Genomic DNA, 22,154 nt, shown 5'->3' on the forward strand with positions numbered 1-22,154 from the left:
TTTTTATTTATATTATTCGTTTGTATTATTTAGGCATTACAAGTGGAAGTGTGTAATTGACAACAACAGTTTGACCATTAAAAGTTGCATTGTAGGTCAATTGTTGTTGGGATACAAAACCAGTTCCATTTTTAGTAAAGTTAGTACTCAAGTTTGTAACTGTATAAGTAACCCCGTTTATAGTGTAATTCAATGTATAAGTTTCCTGAACATTGCCTCCATTATTACCAGTCCATTTAGATTTTATTCCACTAGCCACTGTTCCATCTACTGACGCAGGGATTGCAGGTGCAGGAGATGCAGGAACAGTAAGAGTTTGAGTATGAGTTACCCCACTGATCGTAACACTTTCTTCAACGGATGTACCAGGAGTCAATCCATCACGAGTAATAGTTTCAGTTGCTGCATTACCGTCACTATAAGTTTCATTTACCACAAAGCTTACACTGTAAGTTTTGGTTGCTGGATTGTATGTCCAAACAGGAGAATCTGCAGAGAAAGTAAAGTCTCTAAAAGCAACTGGTGGTGTAAATGAAAAATCTTCAGAATAACCAGGTGCTCTGTCATCAGATGCTGTGTAAGTATAAGCACTAGCAGCATCCACTGTCTCACTTACTGGTACAATCTCAGCATCTCCCTTACTTAGTACCTTTGTTAAATCGAATGTTAAAGTATAAGTATTGTCTGTAGGGTTGTAATTTGTAAAAGTACCTTCAGATGCTGTAAAGTCTCTTACAGTAACAGGGGTAACAAACGTAAAGTCTTGACTGTATGGGAAAAGCCCATCTGAAGATGCAGTATACACATAATCCTTGCTTGCATCAACTGCAGATTTACTTACTGTTGTTGTTTCAGATGTACCATTGCTTAGATTCTTAGTAAGGTTGAAATTCAAATCATAAGTATTGTTTGTACGGTCATAATTTGAAAAATCCTGAGAGCCAACAACAAATGATTTAACAACTACTGGAGCTTGAATCTCAAAACCTGAGTTTTCATAAGTTTCAGTGCCGCTTATACTAGCAGTAATAGGATTTGCAACTTCGCGAATTCCATCATCCCAAACATTTACAAGATTATAAGAGAATGCGAATTCATTAGTGGAACGGTCGTAGTTAATCCAATCTAGATTCGTATAATCATAAGATTTTACGAAAGGTACGTGAACTGATTGACTAACAGCTGCTGCAGTTGTATGAACTTGTCCTGCAGGTTTTCCATTTGCATAAATGGTGTAAGCTCCAACATTAAAGGACACATCGCCTGTTTGGCTTCCAACTGTTGTTTTGTATTGATAAGTCCAGGTTTTATCAGCTACTTTTGTTAAAGTTGCTTGACTACTTACATCCTGACCATTAACAAGTAAAACTAGTTTAGGTCCATCAATGACAACTGTGCCTGTAAGGGTAACATCAGTAGCACCATGTGCTAATGTAGGCACTTTATTAGCTATAATAACTCCAGTTGCCATATTTTGTTCAGTTCTGCCAGTTGTTACACTGTTATTAGAATTTGGAGCTGCATAAACAACAGCAGTGCCTAGGGAAACTATCATTGCACTTGCCATGATAGTGTAAATAAATTTTTTTGAATAAACGTTTAACATGATAATTCATCTCTCCTCTTAGTTAAATTATTTTAAGTAAGAGGGTCGGTTACACTAGTTGCTCCACATAATCCAAGTGTCCATATAAAGATTATGCTTCATAGCACCCCTTAAAAAGAGGTCCGGTTACACTACTAGCTCCGTATAGCCCAAGTGTCCACATAAAGGCTAGACTTCAAAGCATACCTTATAAAGTTCAATAATATTGAATAGACTTTTCAAAAGTTTATCAATAATTAAAATATAAGAATGTATCACACCTTTCCTAGTGATTAAAATATTTAAAAACAATATTCTTGTAGCAATAGTATAACTTATGCAAATACGTAAAATATACTGTTTCAGTGCGACAATCAATAAGGAAGTTTAGACAAATTTCTTGGTTTTAAAACAAATAACAATGGTTAAATATTTGAGGCAAATATCCACTTGCAATGTATACTGTAAGCCGTATTATAAGTAAATCAAAAATATTTTTATAAACTAAAATACTTAAGTATGTGTGACAATATATATGATTTAAAGACATAATATTTACAGTAGTAATATAATTGCTTTTTTATGAAAATTAGAAAAATCAAGGTTATAATTAAACAGCTAGCATATGACATTTTTTTATATTAGGCACAGTAGATAGATTTGATTTCACTATAGTCTATATATACTGTTCAGAGCCATACCATAATCTAAGTCCAATTAGGAAAAATCTATTGAAATTCTCCATTTTCATTAAAAATATAATTGTGATAATGCCTTAAAGCAGCATCCACTATAGTATTCATATACACATTAACATTTGGATGAGCAGCTTTTATCTCATTAAGCATCCTTGCAGTAGATTTTCTTATCTTATAGTTTCTTTGAAGATCCAGTGGTTCGCCATCAACAATTCCGTTTTCCTCTATATTCTTGGTATTAAAACAAATAACAATGTCTAAATATTTAAAGGCAATATTCTTTTGGAATGTATACTGTAAGCCTCGTTATAAGTAAATTAGGTTCCCTATTTTTATAGTGTAGAAATTTATGGTAAAATTGATGTTATTAGAAATGAAGATGTTCAATAAATGGAGGAAAATATAGTGCTACTAAAATCAGATAAAATAATGAAAGGATCAATAACTAAGATTATTGAAGAATGCTGGATAGAAAGGAATAAAGGAAATGAAAAGTACATTACATTAGAGGAATTTAGAAATATACATAAATTAATAGTTGAATATGATACAAAAAGTAAAGAGATATTTATTGATATTGTAAAAGATATTTATATTAAATTTGAGGATATCGGACAAGACTATAAAAATTTTATTAAACCTATAAATTGTCAAGGTATTGTTTTAGATGAAGATATTTATGCTGGATGGGGACGATTTAACTACATTTATAGATGTAAAGGGAATAGAAGCATTTGGTTTAAAGATGGAATGATAGAAGAATATTCAGTATACTGCACTATAGATCAAAATGGATTTCAATTTTCCCTTTCTGACCTATGTTCTTTAGATTTATTTAGTGAGGAAGCTGAAGAAGTGTTTAGTGGAGAATTTAATTATGATATGCCTATATATAAGTTAAAGTATGTTGAATATACTTTAAAAAGATTATTTTATATTAATAAAGCATATATGAAGGATTATTATTTAGAGTATTTAATGGATCCACCAGATGTTAATATTTTATCTGAGTTCTCATTAAAGTTAAGAGAGGAAGTTTGGGATTCCATATTAGAGTTAGGTAAAAGAGCAGTAGATGGAAGTGATGATGAGAAAAGCTTATTTAAATATTGTATAGAACTTATGGCAAAAGTAGGGTTAGATATAGAGTCTAGGAGTCTTATAGAGATTTTCTCCTATATTATGAAAAGCAATAAAAATGGTGCTGATATAACTTGGATGATTGATTTTTTGAAAAATGTAGGTGAAAAGGTAGATGAAAATAATAGAAAAATAGACGAAAATAATAGAAAAATAGATGAAAATAATAAAGAAGATATCATAGAATTAAAGCCAGGGATAGGCGGTGTAAATTTAAACTTAAATGAGATATATAAAAGATTAAAAAAGAAAATAAAAGGTGTGTCTGGTGGACAAAATTAGCGTATTAAAGCGTATTACATTAGAGAAGCCTTTATAGAGCTAAATTAATACAACGGGTTAAGCTGGTGATATTTCTTTGAAGCTTCTAATTAATATATTTATAAATTGAATTGATCAAAATATAATTTTTTAAAACTTGGCTATGTTTAATATAAATGTTGAAAAATTATATTTTCTGAATATTTGGGTGTAATAAGACTATATGAAGGATTACGGAGGTCTTATTATGCCAAGTGTAGCGTCACTCTTTTGTATAATTTAATACAGACACAATAGTAATGTGCAAAAAATTTTTGTTTTATATAATACATTATTAATTACAGTGTGCTTATAAAAAATAAGGTGTGGTATTTTGAATAAAAAGTATATTAAAATAGCTTTAATTACCACAATATCAGTTATTATAATATTAATAGGAAGTTTATGTTTTTTAAGGTGTTATACACCAGCAAAGAATGATATTGTCTACTCAGCAAATTTGAACAAGAAAGATTTAGATTTAGTAATATCAGATTACATAAAAAATAATTATTTTAATTTGAGTAATACATCCTCAATCAAGAAGTATGAAGCTCATAAAATTTATGGCGTAGATGAAATGTTTGGTCTTAAATATGTATATATAGAGACCTTATTTGAAGCAGGAACTTCTGGGGGGAAATCCATTAATAATTGTAGTTAAAGAGGACTCAAGTGGCATGTATTCTGTGGTAAATCATAAAGCACCTCCAGATGGTGATGAAGGTGCTTTATGGCTAAAAATATTAGTTCCTAATAAGTATCTAATAAATATGTACTCAAATGAAACAAGGAAAGAATTAATAGAAAAAATAAATTCTGAAAAAATAAGTTCTTAGGTAGAATACTGAAAAAGAAATACAGAACTTATGCTCCTATTATTGGAGAGGGTGAACGAGAAGGAATTTATATAGGTTATATTCCTATTGATCAAATCAGATATTATGGAAGTATATAGACAGTCCGTTGCTAAGGTGAATATAAATAACATTGAATAAGTAAAACAATATTAGGAACAGTAGACAGTTTGATTTTACTCTAGTATATAGCTACTGTTCCTAAAGGTCTGCTTAGGCAAAACCTATTGAAATTTGCCATTCTCATTAAAAATATAATTGTGATAATGCCTTAAGGCAGCATCCACTATAGTGTTCATATACACATTAACATTTGGATGAGCAGCTTTTATCTCATTAAGCATCCTTGCAGTAGATTTTCTTATCTTATAGTTTCTTTGAAGATCCAGTGGCTCATCATCCACTGGTGGTGTTTTATCATTTCTTATTGTCTTTAGTTTTCTGTTATCTGATATTTCATGAGATACTTTAATATTCTCTTCCTTAATCATATTTGTATTTGATGCACTAGTATCATTCTTCAGTAAAGCTTCAGCTTCTGGTGTCACAAAACTAAAAGCTCTAACAACATCTCCTCCAGTTGGTTCACCATCAACAATTCCGTTTTCTTCCATAACTTCCTCATCGTAGCACAGTTCGTGTACATCATCAGCCTTTCTTTTTTTCTTAACCATAGTTAATCTCCTTTAGAAATTTATTTTTAGAACATCAATATAAAAAATAATTCTTCAGCTTAAATATATGATTTGAAAGAACAAAATCCATCTAAAACGGCATTTTATCAGTAAATATTTAAAAAGTTACCTATTTATGTAGACAAATAGATAACTTTTTAAATATGTATATAGTTTTATAGTTAAATATGAAACTATGGAAAAAGTTTTATAGAGAAAAATTTAAATAGTTATTGTGTTGGGGCGGTTTAGATGCATGAATACTCATTTAAAGATTAAAAAAATAAGCTTATTCGTAGGGTGTTTTATAAGTTGATTTAAGCCAGTGATTTTTTTACACACAAAAACGGGCATTTCCATAACTATAGTATGTTTTGTATAACTTTGGTAAGATTAAATTATTGATTGATAATTGAAACAATACAATGCCTGATTTTTATTAGAACAGTACAAGTAGATATTAAAGGAGAATGGATTATGGGGATGGATATACTTAAGTCTGCAACTAGAAAAAATAAAGTTTATATTAGAATTAAGAGTGAATGTAAGTTTATACCGGATATTAGTGTTTTTCCTTTGTACTGTACATGTTGTAATGCGCCTCAATCAAAATTATATGAACATTTGGGATCAAGATACGGACAGGTCGGCACAGCAATATGTGAAAAGTGTGGTAAAGAGATATGTGTTACAGACCATGACAATATTGTAGCGTCAATATATATAAATAATTATCCAAGTAATGAGATATTCTTTAATAAGTTGTATCTATTAGATTGGAAGTTTGTTGATAAGCTTGATGAATTTCCGATAAAAAATACACTTGAAAAAGTTACAGAAGAACTTAAAAAATATGATGGAAATTTTATAAATGTTGATGAGCTTAGGGAAATAATAGAGAATATCATAAATATAAAAACAGATGGAAAAATGAGATTTATTACTGACGAAAGATTTTCAATTTTACCAGATGATATCAATAGATGGATAGAGTTATTATATAGGGCAAAGATAGATATCCCGGCTAAGGTTGTATGATTAATTGGTATTTATTGTAGATATATTTAAAACAAAATATATAAAGGTGGATATTATGATTTATTGGAGGAGGAAATGTTTTGGGAAGTGAGTGGAAATCAACAGAGAAAATAATTAGTAGTTTTATAAAAGAAAATGAGGGTAGAACTGTAACAACATTAGAAGCTATTGTAATGGACATTGATCCACAAAAAATTATTGGAATTAATGACAATTATGAGTATTCAGAAATAATAAATGACTACAAAATGAAGCCACTAAAAGAGTCTGTAACAAAAAATGGGTGGAGGAATATTAATATTCAAAGCTTTTGCTTATTGATGTTTCCTAACGGAGATTTAGTTGTAACTGGAGCCGGAAATCATAGGGCAGTTTTAGCTAAAGAATTAGCAATACCGTCTGTTAGAGCAATGGTAGCTAAGGTTGTTTATACGGATGAAGATTAGGGAGAAAAGATGTTAGTGAAGTTATAGGTACTTATGATGAGATAACAATGTGATTTTATTAGATTTATTTGAATTGTGGTTTGATAGGGATGTTTATGAAAATTAAAGAAAAGTTTAGTTCTAAAAAAACATTTGAAGCCTTTCCTTTAAGCGGTAAAGGGAAAAGAATAATAGTCAATTCCACTGATGGCAATCTTAATATTACTTGGGGAGAGTTGAAATTTATATTAAACAGTAGAGTAATTGACGATATTCTTGAAAATTATTTTAAAGATGATCAAGAATGGTATGTTCTTGGTGCTGGAATGACAAATCCTATAGTCGGCGGATTAGGAGAATATATTAAGAATAACCATGCACCTCTTACACCACGCCATGCTTCTGCTATAGCATCTGTAATGGTTAGCATTGGGGTAATTGAGTTTAAGGGACAAAAGCCTATTTTCATGAGGAGAATACACTTTGATTCCATTTATAAATAAAATGAGTTATTATTTATCTATAACATAGAATATTTTTAGGATATAACACGTAAATTGTAGAGCATATAACTAGTATATAAATTATTTAAAGGTATGACGAGAGAATAAAAGAGTGTCGAAACAGGAGGTCAATAAAAATGTTTATTTTTCAAGAAATTTTGATAAAATGTAATTAAGAAAAGCTTAGTGAGTCAACACTAAGCCAATCCTTAGAACATTTATTTTGTATTAAGGCTATTATATGAATTTAACATTTAATTCTAGAGAAAAGCACTAATCTTTGGCGGATGGGTGCTTTTTCTGCTTTCTATCATAACTAGAAAGTCTTTGAAATATATAAGAGAAGTCTTCATTGCAACTGAAAGCAAGGAAACTTTACTTAAGCATATTAAAACCTGAAATGAGATTATAGAAATCCTATCTCAAAATATAGATGTATATACTAACGAACTGCGACTCCATTTCTAAATTCTCTTTTAGGGAAACTAGCACCAGCAATTTTATCTTCAGGTATAGCCTTTTCTATTCTTTCAATATCATTTGCACTTAAATTCACTTTTAAAGATTTTAATGAGTCTTGAAGTGTGGCTCTTCTTGAAGCACCAACTAAGGTTATAATGTAATCACCTTTGGATAAATGCCAAGCGAGAGCAAGTTGTGGTATAGTGATATGTTTCTCATCAGCTATTTTACGCAACTCTTCTACAAGCTCAAGATTTTTGTCTATATTTTCTTCAAAGAATAAAGGAATAAATGAATTATATGCATGTGCTTTATCCTTTAACCATGTACCACTAAGTAATCCATGAGCAAGGGAGCCAAATGCAACTACACCAATACCAAGCTCTCTAGCGGTAGGTATAATGTCTTTTTCAATACTTCTATTAAATAAGGAATATTCGCTTTCTATAAAGCTTATTGGATGTACAGAATTGGCTTTTCTTAGGGTATCAGCATCAACTTGAGTAAGTCCAATATGTCTCACGTATCCAGCATTAACCAGATCAGAAATAGCTCCAATTGTTTCTTCTACTGGAATGCCTAAGTCAATTCTTGCTGGTTGGTAAAGGTCAATATAATCTAAATTTAACCTTTTAAGAGTATAAGTAAGATAATTTTTTATTGACTCCGGTCTTACATCCAATCCATACATTGCGCCATTAGGTGCAACTTGCATACCAAACTTTACTGATACATAAGCTTTTTCTCTCTTTTGGCCTTTAAGGGCTTCACCAATTATCATTTCGCTCTTTCCAGAAGCGTAGAAATCTGCTGTATTTAAATGATTTACTCCAAAATCTAAGGCTTCATGAATTGTTGCTATATTTTCAGCCTTATTGGAATCATCTCTCATACCTCCACAACCTAATCCAAGCTTATTAAGTTCTATGTCATTATTTTTATATTTCATTATAAATCCTCCAGTCTAAATGGATGTACCACTTCGTAATAAAACTTATTATTTTTAAATTCTCTCACCAGAAGCCGTGAGAGTTTTAAAAATAGATTTCGGTTCGAAGTGGTACATCTTTAATTCCTATCATTCTCTAAATCTTTGGGTGCTATCATAAATCTTTTTTAAAGACTTCATAGTAATAAGCATCTCTTCCTCAGATAATTCTTCAGACGCTAAATTCACCAAAGCTTGAATTTCTTTATGGATATTTGGCATAATCTCTTTAGCTTTATCTGTTAAATATAATTTATAAGCTCTACTGTTTTTTTCGTGCTGCTCTTTATATACATAGCCTTGTTCTATTAGTTTTGTAATAGTCCTTGCAGACATTGCCTTGTCATTACCTATTTCTTCGCTCAATTTATTTTGACTTATACCTTCATTTTTTTCTAAAACAAATAAATATGAACAAGAGCCATTAGTTAATCCAAACTCTTTTAAAACCTTATCTAAATATATTTGTGTGTTTCTAAAAATCTTACTAATATACATTATGAAATGCATGCTTTCTTTTTTCATGATTATAACCACCTTAATTTTAATTGACTAGTCAACACTTATTTTATTACTTTGATGTTGACTAGTCAACAACTGATTGAAATAAATTTAGTGCGTGGTAAAGAATAGGAAAACAATGAGAATTTGCAGCTAGATAATTTTATTAAGTAGATACTTAAGTTTTTTCTAATTAGGGTACATTATCTAAATATTTTGCAATGTAATATCCGCTAGTTAACTTGCTTCATTAGGAATCTAAACAATAAATGATGGTAAGGTAAATAATATTAGTAAAGCTGTTTTCTTGAGAAAGAGGTTAATTTATAAATACGTATACTAATTACAGTACTTTCATCACTCATAAGAAAATCATCACTAGCATTAAAAATATTATCTGAATTTTTTTAACTTCATAGCTTGAGCTCTTCTTTAATTAGTGGAGTTGCAGAAGCCGTGAGAGTTTCAAAAATATATTTAAGATCGAAGTTGTATATCCCCATATTTGCAACTAATCTATCTATAAATTTTTATATATCCTAGCTGTATAAATTTAAGTGTAAAAATGAGTTTAGAAGGAGTGGGAATGGCTCAAACCCGCATGGTTACTATATATTTATATAATTTTTTAATTTTATAATTAAATGATTTTATGATTATATAAATATTTAAATAAGCCCTAAAAATTTTTTAAAAACGGTTCAAAATAAATTGGGGATCTAATAGATTTTCATTATTTGTACTCCGGAGAAACCGGAGTGCAAATAATTTCCAAGGATTTCTTAATAGATTATTTAATAAACAGCAAGTATAAATTTAATGAATAATAGGAAGTACATTCAATTTAGCATTAGGAAAACCGCAAGAGATAAGACTAAATAGTTGAAAAGCTTTCTTATATAAACAACTTGGGGTGTGAAATGAAAGACAAAAGGAATATGCAAACTCTATATTCTATTTTAAATAAGCTGTAGGGTACTCTTTAATTGTGAAGCTTTATGAGTTTTATGATATAAATATGATAAAAATTAAGTTGATTTCATCCGAGGACTCAAGTGATAATGAGAAAATTATAGAATTAGTTAGAAATAAGATACATTATAATCAAATATCGAGCGACTTAGAGAATAATGAAGAAATAGAGAATGAAAAAATCAAAGATGCTTATATTAAATCACTAGAAAAAAAGAGTGAGAAGGTTAATTTTTATTAATGGAACTTAATATGAGCTTAGCAGAATTGGAAATAGCAGTTGATAAATTGAATTGTGATTATTTTAAAAGGTTTTAGGTAAAAAATCTGAAACAAAAGAAGAAAGGTACTTAAAGAATATAATTTAATAGTTTTTTAGAAATACAATAAACAAATTGTTTATTTTTTAAGAAATTTTGATATAATATAATTAAGAAAAGCTTAGTGCGACAACACTAAGCCAATCCTTAGAACATTTATTTTGTTTTAGGGCTATTGGATGAATTTAAATTAGCATTTAATTCTAGAGAAAAGCACTAATCTTTGGCGGATGGGTGCTTTTTCTCTTTGCTATCAATTTCTATGTGTATACCAAGAAATTTAACCTTGATAACTAACTTAGAAACAAAAAGATTATTCTTTAAAACTAATCTAATTATATAAAGAATAGTAACACTTTTTATAATTAATTCTAGTATATCCAATACCACCCACTAACTATGGTAAAGTAAAATACCAATAGTCCTAGGGAGATAAAATGAACAAAACCTCCGTAGCCATCCTACTACGGAATGTATATATTTAACTTGGCTATTATGCCATATTTATCTAGGAATGATATAGGGGTAGATATTGGAAAACATACTAGAATCAAATAAAATAGCATGATCAATCACTGGTAAATAAAAGCCAGTGATTTTTTTATTATTAAGGACAGGAAATACTATTGCACTATCTGCAAGATAATATAAGACTTTAAATATCTATACTTCGCTTTATAAGTTTAAATATAAAGGTATCTAGGCTATAATAAAGAAATAGACTTTGAAAATGTAAATTTTATCATGAAGCGTTACTTATAGATAAACCAGTTCCAAATAAAGATTTCGATGCTTATACGAATCTTTATTTGGATAAATTCTAATATGAAGTAGTTTATCTATAGATAAGTTTCCAACTTCGTATAAAATGAATTTCCAGTAGGAACTGGTTCCATAGGATTAACTTAAGAGTTTCATGGAGGATTGATTTTGAGAATAACAGAAGCGTTAATAAAACAATGGACAGATGATATAACGTTTAGAAGAGCTAAGCAGTATTATGAAAGAGATTATATTGAACCTTTGGAAATAAATCAGAGTGACATAAAAGGCATTATAAAAGGTAAGCAATTAGATATTTCTGCTAATGTAATTTCTTTTAATGGGTTTAATACCAATGCTGTAAATATAAAATGGGACAGCATATCAAATCAGATACAGGGAAAATGCAATTGTCTGGAATATGAAGAGGCTGAAGACTACGAAGGTGCTCTACTTTGTAAACATATTGCAGCAGTGCTTTTAAAATATAGTAAAGAGTACCAAAGTAATTTAAATGGAGCATCAAAGAAATCTGATATAGATTCTTTAATTGAAGCCTTTAATGAAGTTTCTGAAATAGGTGAAGATTATAAAAGAGAAATGAATTTGGAAATCAAGTTATTTGAAGCTTTTGCTAATGAGAGGCCTTATATTGAACTTAAATTGGGATTGGAAAAAAATTATGTTGTAAAAGGAATGAAGAAGTTCATAAGTTCATTAATAGCTGGTGAAGTTATAGAGTTTGGAAAGGGATTTACCTACGAGCCTAATTTACATAAATTTAATCCAGTAGACGAAAAAATAATTGAAATGTTTATGGAAATAAGAGATATTGAGGGAGAACGTTCTGGCTACTATGATTATTATAACTCCAATAACTACTCAATGTTTTCTGGAAAAAAGCTTATATTAACAGATAGAATTTTATATAAATTTTTTAGATTAGCAAAAGAAAGAGCCGTTGATTTGACGGTGAATGGAACAGAATACAAGAATGTCAAGATAATAGAAGGTACCATGCCTTTAAAATTTAAAATGGGTATGAAAAAAGAAAGCATAGAGTTAGAGCAGGACGGGAATATACCAAAACCTTTAGATAAGGAATATAGAGTATTCTGGTATGAAGGCAGCGTCTATATTCCACCGAAGGAGCAGTGTTCCTTGTATGTGCCTATCTATAAATTAATGGCAAGTAAAAACAATAAAAAAGCAGTTTTCAGTAAGACGGAAGGGGAAAAGATAGCTTCTTATCTACTACCTAAGCTTAAAACTGTGGCTAAGGAAGTTGTTTTTGACAAAAATATTAAAGAGAATTTTTATGAAGCACCTCTTGTTAGTAAAATTTATCTAGATAAAAAAGGTGATATTGTAACCGCCACCTTAAAGTTTAATTATGATGAAATAGATATTAACCCACTAGAAAAAGGTGAGGCTAAAAGCACTGATAAGATATTGATTCGTGACATTAAAAGCGAAGAAAACTGTGAAGGTATACTGAAAAGCTTTGGCTTCCAGGAAGAGCAAAGTGATTACGTTATGAAGGCTGAAAAAAATATTGTAAGCTTTATTACAGATGGAATATATAAGCTTCAAGACCTTGGTGAAGTATATTATTCGGAAAGCTTTAAAAACACTAAGGTTTATGGCAAATCAAGCTTAAAAGGTGGAATAAGGCTTAATGAGGATGATCTATTGGAATTTTCCTTTGAGCTTGAAGGGGTAAGTAGGGAAGAACTTAAAAATATATTCAGTGCCTTGAGAGAAAAGAAAAAGTATTACAAGCTTAAAGAGGGCGGTTTTGTATCCCTTGAAGATAAAGCCATAGAAGCTCTTGGTGAGATGATTAGCTTCTTGGATATAAAAGATAAGGATTTAAGCAAGGAAAAGATACTACTTTCAAAATATAATGCATTGTATCTTGATGAAAAAATCAAAGATAAAGAAATGGATTACGTAAAAAGAAGTAAGAACTTTAGAGAACTTACCAATAATATACGTGACGTAAGAGATATGGAATATAACTTGCCTGAGTCACTAGACAGCATTATGCGTAACTATCAGAAAGTAGGCTTTAAATGGTTTAAGACCTTAGCAGAATATGGTTTTGGAGGTATACTTGCAGACGAAATGGGACTTGGAAAAACCCTTCAAACTATAGCCTTTTTGCTCTCTGAAAAGGGAAATAAGCAGTCTATTGTCATAGCGCCAACTTCCTTGGTATACAATTGGCAAAGTGAGATAGAGAAGTTTGCACCAGAACTTAAGGTACTAGTAGTGACTGGTTCTAAAAAGCAGCGTGAGGAAATGATAAGCGAGATAAATAATTGTGATGTTGTGATTACCTCCTACCCACTGATAAGAAGGGATATAGAAGAGTACAAAGAGATTAGCTTTAATTACTGTATTTTAGATGAAGCACAACAAATAAAAAACCCATTTTCAGTTAATGCTACTTCTGTAAAAGAGCTTAAGGCAAAGGGGTATTTTGCACTTACTGGAACACCAATAGAAAATTCATTAATGGAACTTTGGTCTATTTTTGATTTTATTATGCCTGGCTATTTACTGACCCATGATAAATTTACAAAACGATATGAAACACCTATAGTAAAAAATAGCGATGTAACTGCATTAAAGGAATTAAATAAGCACATAAATCCTTTTATTTTAAGAAGACTTAAAAAGGATGTTATTAAAGAACTGCCTCCTAAAATAGAACATAAACTAGTGGTAGAAATGACAGAGGAGCAGAAAAAGCTTTATGCTGCCTACCTTGATAAAGCTAAAAATGAAATTGATGAAGAAATAAGAGAAAATGGTTTTAATAAGAGTAAGATAAAGATACTTTCTATCTTAACAAGACTTAGACAAATATGCTGCGATCCTTCTGTATTCATAGAAGACTATGAAGGTGATAATGGTAAAATGGAAGCTCTGCAAGGAATTTTAGAAGACAGCATAGGTCAAGGACACAGGATACTTTTATTCTCACAATTTACTTCTGTACTTAAAAATATTAGAACTAGACTCGATAAAAATAATATGAAATATATGTATTTAGATGGAAGCACCAAAAGTAAAGTTAGAATGGATATGGTTAATGAATTTAATGAAGGCGATGCAGAGGTATTTTTAATTTCTTTGAAAGCTGGAGGAGCAGGGCTTAACTTAACTGGAGCAGATATTGTAATACACTTCGATCCATGGTGGAATCCAGCTGTAGAAGAACAAGCTACAGATAGAGCCCATAGAATTGGTCAGCAAAAAACTGTAGAAGTTATAAAGCTTCTGACAAAGGGCACAATTGAAGAAAAAATATATACTCTGCAGGAAAAAAAGAAAGAAATGATTAAAAACGTAATGAACGAGGATATGAATGAAGATAATGTAATAACCCAAATGACACAAGAGGATTTGGAAAGTCTGTTTGCATAAAGAAACAGCAGGTGATAGAAGTAAATTTAAAACCTAAAGTAAAATTGTTGACGCACTGCGTCACATATATTGTGAATCACTGGTAAATTAAAGCCAGTGATTTTTTTATTTTGATAGAATTAAAATTGTTGCCTTATATAGTTGAAGAATTCGGTAGATCATAAAAGAATTGATAAAGGTTGGTATAAATCAGTAAAAAACCGAAAGTTCAGTTATAGAAAAGGATATTTTTAGTTCTTTAGATTAAGGGATAAAGAGAATTTTGCAGTAGAGAGAAAGGAACATCTTAAGCATAGATATTGATATTTTTAACGAATCAAAAAAGATAATAGAAAAATATAAACTGCTATGATACTAAGATGTATAGTTGTTGTAACATATATATTGGTATATGGACATTTACGGATATTAATATGTAATAAAAGTAGTTTATATTTAACATTACTTAATAAGTTGTATAATTATTGAATAAATTAACCAAAAACTCTTTTATTGTATACAAAAAGTAGTATAATCATATGTAATTGTATTAAAATGTAAACTTTAAGTGAAAGAGGGGGTTGCTTTGGAGTTTTATAGTCCAAGTAAAAAGATAAAACTAATGCGAAAAAAATTTAGGGTAAACCAAGCTGATTTAGAATCAGTAAATATGACAAGAGCATTTATTAGCATGATGGAAAGCGGAAAAAGAAATGTTAGTAGAGCAAGTTCGCAAAAATTGGTGTCAAAGTTTAAGGAACTTGCAATGAAAATTTCTGTAACTCTTGATATAGATGATGAATATTTTTCAAGACAGCCAGAAGAAGATGCAAGACAGTACATTGAAGAGACAATGAACATAAACAATAGTAATAAAGAACTTGAAGAGCTTATTACTATAGCTACAGATTTTAATATAGATGATTTGTTAGCTAAAATATACGAAGTATATGGGGAAAAGCTTTTAGCAGAAAAGGATTATCTTAATGCATTTATGAAATTCAGACTAGCTTTAGGAAAGTATCAGGAAATAGGATATTTTAATAAACAAGCTTTACTATATAAAAGATTAGGATTTTGTCAGGAAAGACGCGGCGACTATGAAGAGTCATTATATTATTTTAAACAAGCAATAACTCATTCTTTGGAAGAAAGTAATTTTGAGATTTATTTTAAGTCAAATCTAAATGTTGCTATTGTATATGCAAAATCTAAACAATATATTAAGTGTATAGAAGTACTTGATGAAACAATATTAAATTCTGGGGCTAAAGTAGATAATACAGTATTTATAAATGCAAAGATGACTAGAGCAACTGCTCTAAAGCAATTAGCTGATCCAAGAGCGTTAAAAGAATATCTTGACTTAATGGATGAAATTGGTGATACAAATGATCTAATACTATCAGCTCTATATAATAATATTGCAGAGTTTTATTATAAGATAGGTGACTTTAATAATGGTTTGAAATATATAAATAAAGCTCAAGCGCTAAAGATAAAAGTGAATAAAATGACTTTGCCTACTACTCTCAATACAAAAGCAAAGTTGTTGCTTAAACTAGGTTTATTTGAAGAAAGTACAATGCTTTTCAACTTAGCCATAGACATGGCTGAAGAATATAAAGCATTTGATATGCTTTTTGAGAGTTATAAAGATTTAGCTGAAGTATACGAATCAAAGAAAGAGTTTGAAAAAGTTTCGGATACATTAAACAAATATATAGAAACAATAGACTACTATAATATTGAATATGGTAAAGGATATGCTCTTTGTAAACTAGCTCAAGTATCTGCAATAGAAGAAAATTGTGAAGTTTGTATGGATATGTTAAGCAAAATAGAAAAATATGTGTTATAAAGTATTTGTAATTGTATTCATAATTAATAAAAAATTGTATAATATATAATATAATTACAATGTGTGTTGTAATATATTATTTTAAGAGGTGATGTTCTATGAAAAAAAATACTAAAGTTCTCTTTTTATGTGTAGTCGTGGCTATAACACTTATTATTCCAATTTTAGGTGGTGGACATGCTAATTTAGGTTCTGGGGTAGTTACTACTATGGGGGATGAATATCCATCAGCAGATTAGAAAGTATGAATAAGCTAGACTGATTTAAATGAAATCAGCTAGCTTATTTTTATTTTTGTGTAGATTTAAGGATATCGCCTTCTTAAATAAATTATGAAAGCGTATAAGAAAACAGTATTATAGCTGTTTATGGAAGATTGCAGGTTAGTAAAATTAATTGCATTTATAAATAAAATAGATTTAACATTATTCAATAAATTGTATAATTATTGAATAAATTCACTAATAATTATTTTATTATTAACAAATAATGATATAATTATATGTAATTATATTAAAATGTAAACTGTAATTGAAAGAGATGGTTGCTTTGAAGTTTTATAGTCCAAGTGAAAAGATAAAATTAATGCGAAAAAAATTTAGTATAAACCAAGCTGACTTAGAGTCTGTAAATATGACTAGAGCATTTATTAGCATGATGGAGAGCGGTAAAAGAAATGTTAGCAAGGCAGGTTTACAGAAATTGGTATCAAAGTTTAAGGAACTTGCAATGAAAAATTCTATAACACTTGATATAGATGACGAATATTTTTCAAGACAGCCAAAAGAAGATGCAAGGCTTTATATTGAAAAGGAACTTATAAGGAACAATGAACATATGGAACTTGATAAACTAACAAAGATAGCTATAGATTTTGAAATATATGACCTCTTATCTAAAATATATGAAATGAACGCAGAAAAGTTTTTAGCTGAGAATGAGTTCATTAATGCTTTTATTAACTTTAATTTAGCTTTAGAAAAACTGCAACAAACAAGTGTAAATAGCGGACAAGCTCTCTTATCTAAACAGCTTGGAGTTTGTAAGGAAAGACTAGGTGAATACATAGAGGCTATATATTATTTTAAACAAGCTATAGAATATTCTTTAAAAGAAAGTAATACGATAATTTATTTTAAATCAAGTCGTAATCTTGCCATTGCATATGCAAAATCTGCACAATATAGTAGCTGCATACAAACAGTTGATGAAAACATATTAAACTCAACAATTAAGGCTAGTAAGGAAATTTTAATTGATGCCAGAATTACTAAAGCAACTGCTTTAGCGAATTTAAATGATGATAATGGATTGAAAGAATATCTTTCACTAGTGGATGAAGTTGGGGATACCAATGATTTAGCACTGTCATTTTTATATAATAACATATCAGAATTTTACTACAGAAAAGATGATTATAAAAAAAGTTTAGAATATGCAAATAAAGCTCATGTTTTAAAAAGTAAAGTAAATAGAGTTGCTCTACCTAATACATTAAATGTAAAGGGAAAAGTGTTTCTTAAGTTAGGATTAGTTCAGGAAGGTACTATGATGTTTGATTTAGCTGCAAGTATTGCTGAAGAAAATAAAACCTTTGATATGCTACTTGACAATTATAAAGCTTTAATCTCAATATATGAGTCTAAAGAAGATTTAAAAGAAGTGATGAAGCGATTTGAAAATTTATTGTTATATAAAAAAAGCATCTTATAGGGTATGCATTAAAAATATAATTATTAGAGTTAATATAAAAGTGTGGACACAAAATAATTTAAAATATTAAACTATAATTATTAGGTTAGGAGAGTGTTTACATGGGAAAAACATCAAATAGATATACCGATGATTTTAAAAAAATGATAGTTGAAGTCTATGAGACTGGAAAACCAATAAAAGAGATTTGTGAAGAATATGGCGTTACTTATTCATCTGCTAGCACTTGGATTCAAAAGGTGTATCCAAAAGAAAAAATATCATCAAAGCCTTTGATAAAAGAATCCAAGAAACAAAAAAACTCGTCTAAAGAAGAAAAAGATGAGATTATGCGTTTAAAGAAAGAAAATGAAAGAATAGCATTGGAGAATGAAATATTAAAAAAAGCTATCGCCATATTCTCAAAGGACCAAAATATATAATTAACTTTATTGATAAAAATAGAAATACTTATCCCGTAAGAACCATGTGTAGAATTCTTGGGATACCAAGAAGTACCTACTATGAGTCGCACAAACAAAAAACGTCCCGTAGGACAGAAGAAAATAAAAAATTAGAATCTAAAATCCTTGAGATTTATACTGAAAGTGACAGTTTTTACGGCGCTCCTAAAATACATAAATGCCTTATAGCTGACGGTTATAAAGTAAGTATAAAAAGAGTACAAAGACTAATGAAAAAATTAAACATAAGATCTATTGTAATAAAGAAGTTTAAGCCATTTTCAAGTAATATAAAGATTGAAGGACGTACTAATATCCTTAATCAATATTTTTCTACTACTAGACTAAATGAAAAATGGGTTGGAGATATAACTTATATTCATACTGTTAAAGATGGCTGGTGCTATTTAGCATCAGTTATGGATCTTCATTCTAGAAAAATAATAGGATACTCTTTTTCAAAAACAATGGATGCGGCTGTAGCGATAGCTGCCTTAAACAATGCTTATTATATTCAAAAGCCTATCGGTTCGGTTATATTTCACTCTGATCTTGGAACTCAATATACTAGTTCAGAGTTTATTAATACTGCTCAAAAGTATAAAATTCAGCTCTCAAATAGTAGAAAAGGTTGTCCGTACGATAATGCATGCATTGAGTCTTTTCATTCAATACTTAAAAAAGAACGAGTTAATCGTGTAAAATATTATGATTATGAAAGTGCTAAGCTAGATTTATTTATTTTCATTGAGTCTTGGTATAACAGAAAAAGAATCCATGGCTCTATAGGTTATATAACACCACAAATGAAAGAAAACTTAGCTAGAAAATCTAGCTAAGAAAAATGTGTCCAAAATATTGACATAGGTTCAATTCATTCGAATAAACAAAGTTGAATGTTCCAATGTGAAATATGAATGGTATAATGGCATTGATTTTATTCGTCCCGTAGAATATAATAGACTAGAAAGGGTAGGAAAAATGATGGAATATTTAAGTGCAAGCCAAGCAGCAGAAAAATGGAACATCTCTCAACGGAGAGTGCAAATATTATGTTCAGAAAATCGTATTGAAGGTGCCTTCAAGGTGGGGGAAGTATGGGTTATTCCGTATGATGCACCAAAACCTACGGATTTAAGAAAAAAATCGAATAAAAATGAAGAAAATTGTAAATAGAGAGGAATTTAATAATGAGCAAGAAATTTACTTGTGTGGATTTATTTTCAGGAGCAGGAGGACTATCTCGTGGTTTTTATGATGCAGGATATGACGTTGTATTAGGTGTGGATTTTGATGAGGCAGCATTAAAAACTTTTAAGGAAAACCACGGTAATGCAGAAGCTCTACTTCTAGATTTATTTGATCACAGTAATATTGATAAAATAGTTAATTTTCTTGAAGAAAAAGAAGTGAAATTAGATGTGCTTGTGGGCGGACCACCTTGTCAGGGATTTTCTATAGCTGGACCACGTGATATGAATGATAAAAGAAATTCCTTATATTTAGCAATGGTTAAATTGGCAGATTGTTTAAAACCACAGGCTGTTGTTTTGGAAAATGTTCCTGGAATGTTACAGACTAATGGTGGAATTGGTGCAAAAAGAATAATTCAGGATTTTAAAAATATTGGATATACTATGGTGCCTCAATTATTATACGCACCAGATTATGGAATTCCACAAATTAGAAAAAGGGTATTTTTTGTTGGATTGAAAGATGGAGTTACCGATTTTAAATTTCCAGAAGCATTATTTGATAAAAATCATTATGTTACATGCGAAGATGCAATAGGAGATTTACCAGCACTTCAAACAGCAAATGGTGAAATTATTTATGGAGAAGAAATTCAGGATTACGCAACTCCTGCATTAACAGAATACCAAAAGAAGATGCGTAAGAATTCCAACAAGGTTCATAATCATATTGGAAGCATACCAATTGAAAAAACAAAGAAAATGATTTCATTGGTTCCGGAAGGTAAAAATTATAAGTCATTACCAGAAGAGTATAGCGGTCTATATAAGTATCACGAAGCATTAACAAGATACAATAGTAAGAAACCGTCATTAACGATTAACACCGGACACAGATCGCATTTTCATTATAAATATAATAGAATTCCTACGGTAAGAGAGAGTGCAAGATTACAAAGCTTTCCTGATGATTTTATATTCTATGGAAATAAATCGCAACAATATAAACAAGTTGGGAATGCAGTGCCTCCTATGTTAGGGCAAGTACTTGCTACAAAACTAAAAGAATACTTAAAGGATTGATACAATGAAAAAATTTAAAATGATTGATTTATTTGCAGGATGCGGAGGACTAGAAGATGGTTTTCTACAGAGTGGTAGATATGAAGATGTAGCAGCAGTGGAATGGCTAAAACCACAAGTGGATACTTTGATACACCGACTGGAAACAAGATGGCATATATCAGATGCATCAGAAAGAGTAATGCACTTTGACATTCAGAGGGAAGATGAATTGTTCAATGGATGGGAGGATTCTAAATTTGGTCAGGGAAAAGGACTTGATTATTTTGTAAATAAAGAAGGTGGTATTGATATAATAATTGGTGGACCACCTTGCCAGGCATATTCAGTAGCTGGAAGAGTACGTGATGAAAATGGTATGAAAGATGACTATAGAAATTATCTTTTCGAACATTATCTGAAGGTTGTTGACAGGTATAGACCTAAAGTATTTGTTTTTGAAAATGTACCTGGAATATTGAGTGCAGCTCCAGATGGTACGCCTATAACAGATCTTATAAGAAAAGGTTTTGATGAAATAGGATATGAAATCGCTGAAGATATCAGAATTGCAAAAGTGAATGCAAGCGATTATGGAGTTCCACAAAATCGTGAACGTATGATAATTGTAGGTGTTGACCGAAGAAAATATGAAAATGTACAAGAGAGATTGAAAAAATTCTATTCTGAAATACTTCCAAAATACAAAAGCAAAAAAAAATATACGGTTAGAGAAGCTATAGGAGACTTACCAAAATGTATTCCGTTTTTTGATGAAGAAAGCCATAAGAAACGTAAATCGCATTCAGAACCTACTACAAAAATTACATGGCATCAACCTAGATATCATAATTTACGAGATATGGATACATTCAGGATATTAGCTGAAGATATTGAAACAGGTCGAAGAGAATATGATAGTAAGAAAATTAGTGAATTATATGAAAAAAAAATCGGTTCAAAATCACCCATACATAGATATCATGTTTTAGAACCTGACTTACCGAGTACAACTATAATTGCACATCTATATAAGGATGGAAACAGATTTATTCATTATGACTCAACTCAATGCAGATCAATAACAGTAAGAGAAGCAGCCCGATTACAATCATTTGATGATGATTTTGAGTTTGTAAGTTCAAGAGGAAATGCATACCAGATGATTGGAAACGCTGTACCTCCAAGATTGGCAAAAAATGTGGCTTTAGCAGTTAGTGAACTTATTGACCAATATTTATAA

The 22,154-nt window shown here is 30.0% G+C and carries 19 protein-coding genes and 1 riboswitch; of the genes, 15 read left to right on the forward strand and 4 right to left on the reverse strand.

The window, feature by feature from the left end; all coding sequences use genetic code 11:
* Positions 1-25: 25 nt before the first annotated feature.
* Positions 26-1,606, reverse strand: coding sequence for a hypothetical protein (locus OCU55_RS05630; RefSeq protein WP_261851324.1), 1,581 nt, complete (start codon positions 1,604-1,606; stop codon positions 26-28).
* 34 nt (positions 1,607-1,640) lie between these two features.
* Positions 1,641-1,724: riboswitch (cyclic di-GMP riboswitch) on the reverse strand.
* A gap of 964 nt (positions 1,725-2,688) precedes the next feature.
* Between OCU55_RS05630 and OCU55_RS05635 the strand changes: the two genes are divergently transcribed.
* The 3 genes from OCU55_RS05635 (at position 2,689) to OCU55_RS05645 (ending at position 4,562) form a co-directional block, all read left to right on the forward strand.
* The gene (locus OCU55_RS05635) at positions 2,689-3,705 is read left to right on the forward strand and encodes a hypothetical protein (protein ID WP_261851325.1); all 1,017 of its coding nucleotides are present in this window, start codon (positions 2,689-2,691) and stop codon (positions 3,703-3,705) included.
* Positions 3,706-4,057: 352 nt separating this feature from the next.
* A complete protein-coding gene (locus tag OCU55_RS05640) occupies positions 4,058-4,387 on the forward strand; it encodes a hypothetical protein (RefSeq protein WP_261851326.1) in 330 nt (109 codons plus the stop codon).
* Positions 4,388-4,403: 16 nt separating this feature from the next.
* Entirely contained in the window at positions 4,404-4,562 is a 159-nt protein-coding gene (locus OCU55_RS05645; RefSeq protein WP_261851327.1) for a hypothetical protein, read from the forward strand.
* A 242-nt stretch (positions 4,563-4,804) separates the two neighbouring features.
* On the opposite strand, the gene OCU55_RS05650 is transcribed toward OCU55_RS05645, so the two are convergent.
* Positions 4,805-5,254 (reverse strand): hypothetical protein, encoded by a 450-nt coding sequence (locus OCU55_RS05650; protein WP_261851328.1) that lies wholly within the window; start codon positions 5,252-5,254, stop codon positions 4,805-4,807.
* A gap of 477 nt (positions 5,255-5,731) precedes the next feature.
* Between OCU55_RS05650 and OCU55_RS05655 the strand changes: the two genes are divergently transcribed.
* The 3 genes from OCU55_RS05655 to OCU55_RS05665 all read left to right on the forward strand — a co-directional run bounded on the left by OCU55_RS05655 (position 5,732) and on the right by OCU55_RS05665 (position 7,220).
* Positions 5,732-6,292 (forward strand): hypothetical protein, encoded by a 561-nt coding sequence (locus OCU55_RS05655; RefSeq protein WP_261851329.1) that lies wholly within the window; start codon positions 5,732-5,734, stop codon positions 6,290-6,292.
* Positions 6,293-6,372: 80 nt separating this feature from the next.
* Entirely contained in the window at positions 6,373-6,738 is a 366-nt protein-coding gene (locus OCU55_RS05660) for a hypothetical protein (protein ID WP_261851330.1), read from the forward strand.
* Between the two features lie 95 nt (positions 6,739-6,833).
* Positions 6,834-7,220 (forward strand): hypothetical protein, encoded by a 387-nt coding sequence (locus OCU55_RS05665; RefSeq protein WP_261851331.1) that lies wholly within the window; start codon positions 6,834-6,836, stop codon positions 7,218-7,220.
* A 442-nt stretch (positions 7,221-7,662) separates the two neighbouring features.
* Here the strand turns inward: OCU55_RS05665 and OCU55_RS05670 are convergent, their stop codons facing one another.
* Together OCU55_RS05670 and OCU55_RS05675 are read right to left on the reverse strand one after the other, a co-directional pair.
* Positions 7,663-8,631 carry an aldo/keto reductase gene (locus tag OCU55_RS05670; protein ID WP_261851332.1) on the reverse strand — a complete coding sequence of 323 codons (969 nt, stop codon included), beginning with the start codon at positions 8,629-8,631 and terminating at the stop codon, positions 7,663-7,665.
* A gap of 129 nt (positions 8,632-8,760) precedes the next feature.
* Positions 8,761-9,195 carry a MarR family winged helix-turn-helix transcriptional regulator gene (locus OCU55_RS05675; protein ID WP_261851333.1) on the reverse strand — a complete coding sequence of 145 codons (435 nt, stop codon included), beginning with the start codon at positions 9,193-9,195 and terminating at the stop codon, positions 8,761-8,763.
* Positions 9,196-10,189: 994 nt separating this feature from the next.
* On the opposite strand from OCU55_RS05675, the gene OCU55_RS05680 reads away from it, so the two are divergent.
* The 9 genes from OCU55_RS05680 to OCU55_RS05720 all read left to right on the forward strand — a co-directional run bounded on the left by OCU55_RS05680 (position 10,190) and on the right by OCU55_RS05720 (position 22,154).
* Positions 10,190-10,384, forward strand: coding sequence for a hypothetical protein (locus OCU55_RS05680; protein WP_261851334.1), 195 nt, complete (start codon positions 10,190-10,192; stop codon positions 10,382-10,384).
* A gap of 1,006 nt (positions 10,385-11,390) precedes the next feature.
* Positions 11,391-14,660 carry an SNF2 helicase associated domain-containing protein gene (locus OCU55_RS05685; protein ID WP_427847036.1) on the forward strand — a complete coding sequence of 1,090 codons (3,270 nt, stop codon included), beginning with the start codon at positions 11,391-11,393 and terminating at the stop codon, positions 14,658-14,660.
* A gap of 565 nt (positions 14,661-15,225) precedes the next feature.
* Entirely contained in the window at positions 15,226-16,500 is a 1,275-nt protein-coding gene (locus OCU55_RS05690) for a helix-turn-helix transcriptional regulator (protein WP_261851336.1), read from the forward strand.
* A gap of 98 nt (positions 16,501-16,598) precedes the next feature.
* Positions 16,599-16,739 (forward strand): hypothetical protein, encoded by a 141-nt coding sequence (locus OCU55_RS05695; RefSeq protein WP_261851337.1) that lies wholly within the window; start codon positions 16,599-16,601, stop codon positions 16,737-16,739.
* Positions 16,740-17,049: 310 nt separating this feature from the next.
* Positions 17,050-18,213 carry a helix-turn-helix domain-containing protein gene (locus OCU55_RS05700; protein ID WP_261851338.1) on the forward strand — a complete coding sequence of 388 codons (1,164 nt, stop codon included), beginning with the start codon at positions 17,050-17,052 and terminating at the stop codon, positions 18,211-18,213.
* Positions 18,214-18,314: 101 nt separating this feature from the next.
* A protein-coding gene (locus OCU55_RS05705; protein ID WP_261851339.1) for an IS3 family transposase occupies positions 18,315-19,495 on the forward strand; the annotation gives its coding sequence in 2 pieces (ribosomal slippage) (positions 18,315-18,591 and positions 18,591-19,495; 1,182 coding nt in all).
* A 67-nt stretch (positions 19,496-19,562) separates the two neighbouring features.
* On the forward strand, positions 19,563-19,832 hold the full coding sequence (locus OCU55_RS05710; RefSeq protein ID WP_261851340.1) for a MerR family transcriptional regulator: 270 nt from the start codon (positions 19,563-19,565) through the stop codon (positions 19,830-19,832).
* Between the two features lie 14 nt (positions 19,833-19,846).
* Entirely contained in the window at positions 19,847-20,932 is a 1,086-nt protein-coding gene (locus tag OCU55_RS05715; protein WP_261851341.1) for a DNA cytosine methyltransferase, read from the forward strand.
* A gap of 4 nt (positions 20,933-20,936) precedes the next feature.
* Positions 20,937-22,154, forward strand: coding sequence for a DNA cytosine methyltransferase (locus OCU55_RS05720; RefSeq protein ID WP_261851342.1), 1,218 nt, complete (start codon positions 20,937-20,939; stop codon positions 22,152-22,154).

Source organism: Clostridium folliculivorans (genome assembly GCF_024341905.1).
Taxonomy (GTDB): domain Bacteria; phylum Bacillota; class Clostridia; order Clostridiales; family Clostridiaceae; genus Clostridium_AR; species Clostridium_AR folliculivorans.

Coding starts and splice junctions, on each gene's coding strand:
- OCU55_RS05715 (WP_261851341.1), top strand. CDS start 19,847: ATGAGCAAGAAATTTACTTGTGTGGATTTATTTTCAGGAGCAGGAGGA.
- OCU55_RS05650 (WP_261851328.1), bottom strand. CDS start 5,254: ATGGTTAAGAAAAAAAGAAAGGCTGATGATGTACACGAACTGTGCTAC.
- OCU55_RS05680 (WP_261851334.1), top strand. CDS start 10,190: ATGATAAAAATTAAGTTGATTTCATCCGAGGACTCAAGTGATAATGAG.
- OCU55_RS05645 (WP_261851327.1), top strand. CDS start 4,404: ATGTATTCTGTGGTAAATCATAAAGCACCTCCAGATGGTGATGAAGGT.
- OCU55_RS05720 (WP_261851342.1), top strand. CDS start 20,937: ATGAAAAAATTTAAAATGATTGATTTATTTGCAGGATGCGGAGGACTA.
- OCU55_RS05670 (WP_261851332.1), bottom strand. CDS start 8,631: ATGAAATATAAAAATAATGACATAGAACTTAATAAGCTTGGATTAGGT.
- OCU55_RS05675 (WP_261851333.1), bottom strand. CDS start 9,195: ATGAAAAAAGAAAGCATGCATTTCATAATGTATATTAGTAAGATTTTT.
- OCU55_RS05695 (WP_261851337.1), top strand. CDS start 16,599: ATGAAAAAAAATACTAAAGTTCTCTTTTTATGTGTAGTCGTGGCTATA.
- OCU55_RS05630 (WP_261851324.1), bottom strand. CDS start 1,606: ATGTTAAACGTTTATTCAAAAAAATTTATTTACACTATCATGGCAAGT.
- OCU55_RS05665 (WP_261851331.1), top strand. CDS start 6,834: ATGAAAATTAAAGAAAAGTTTAGTTCTAAAAAAACATTTGAAGCCTTT.
- OCU55_RS05655 (WP_261851329.1), top strand. CDS start 5,732: ATGGGGATGGATATACTTAAGTCTGCAACTAGAAAAAATAAAGTTTAT.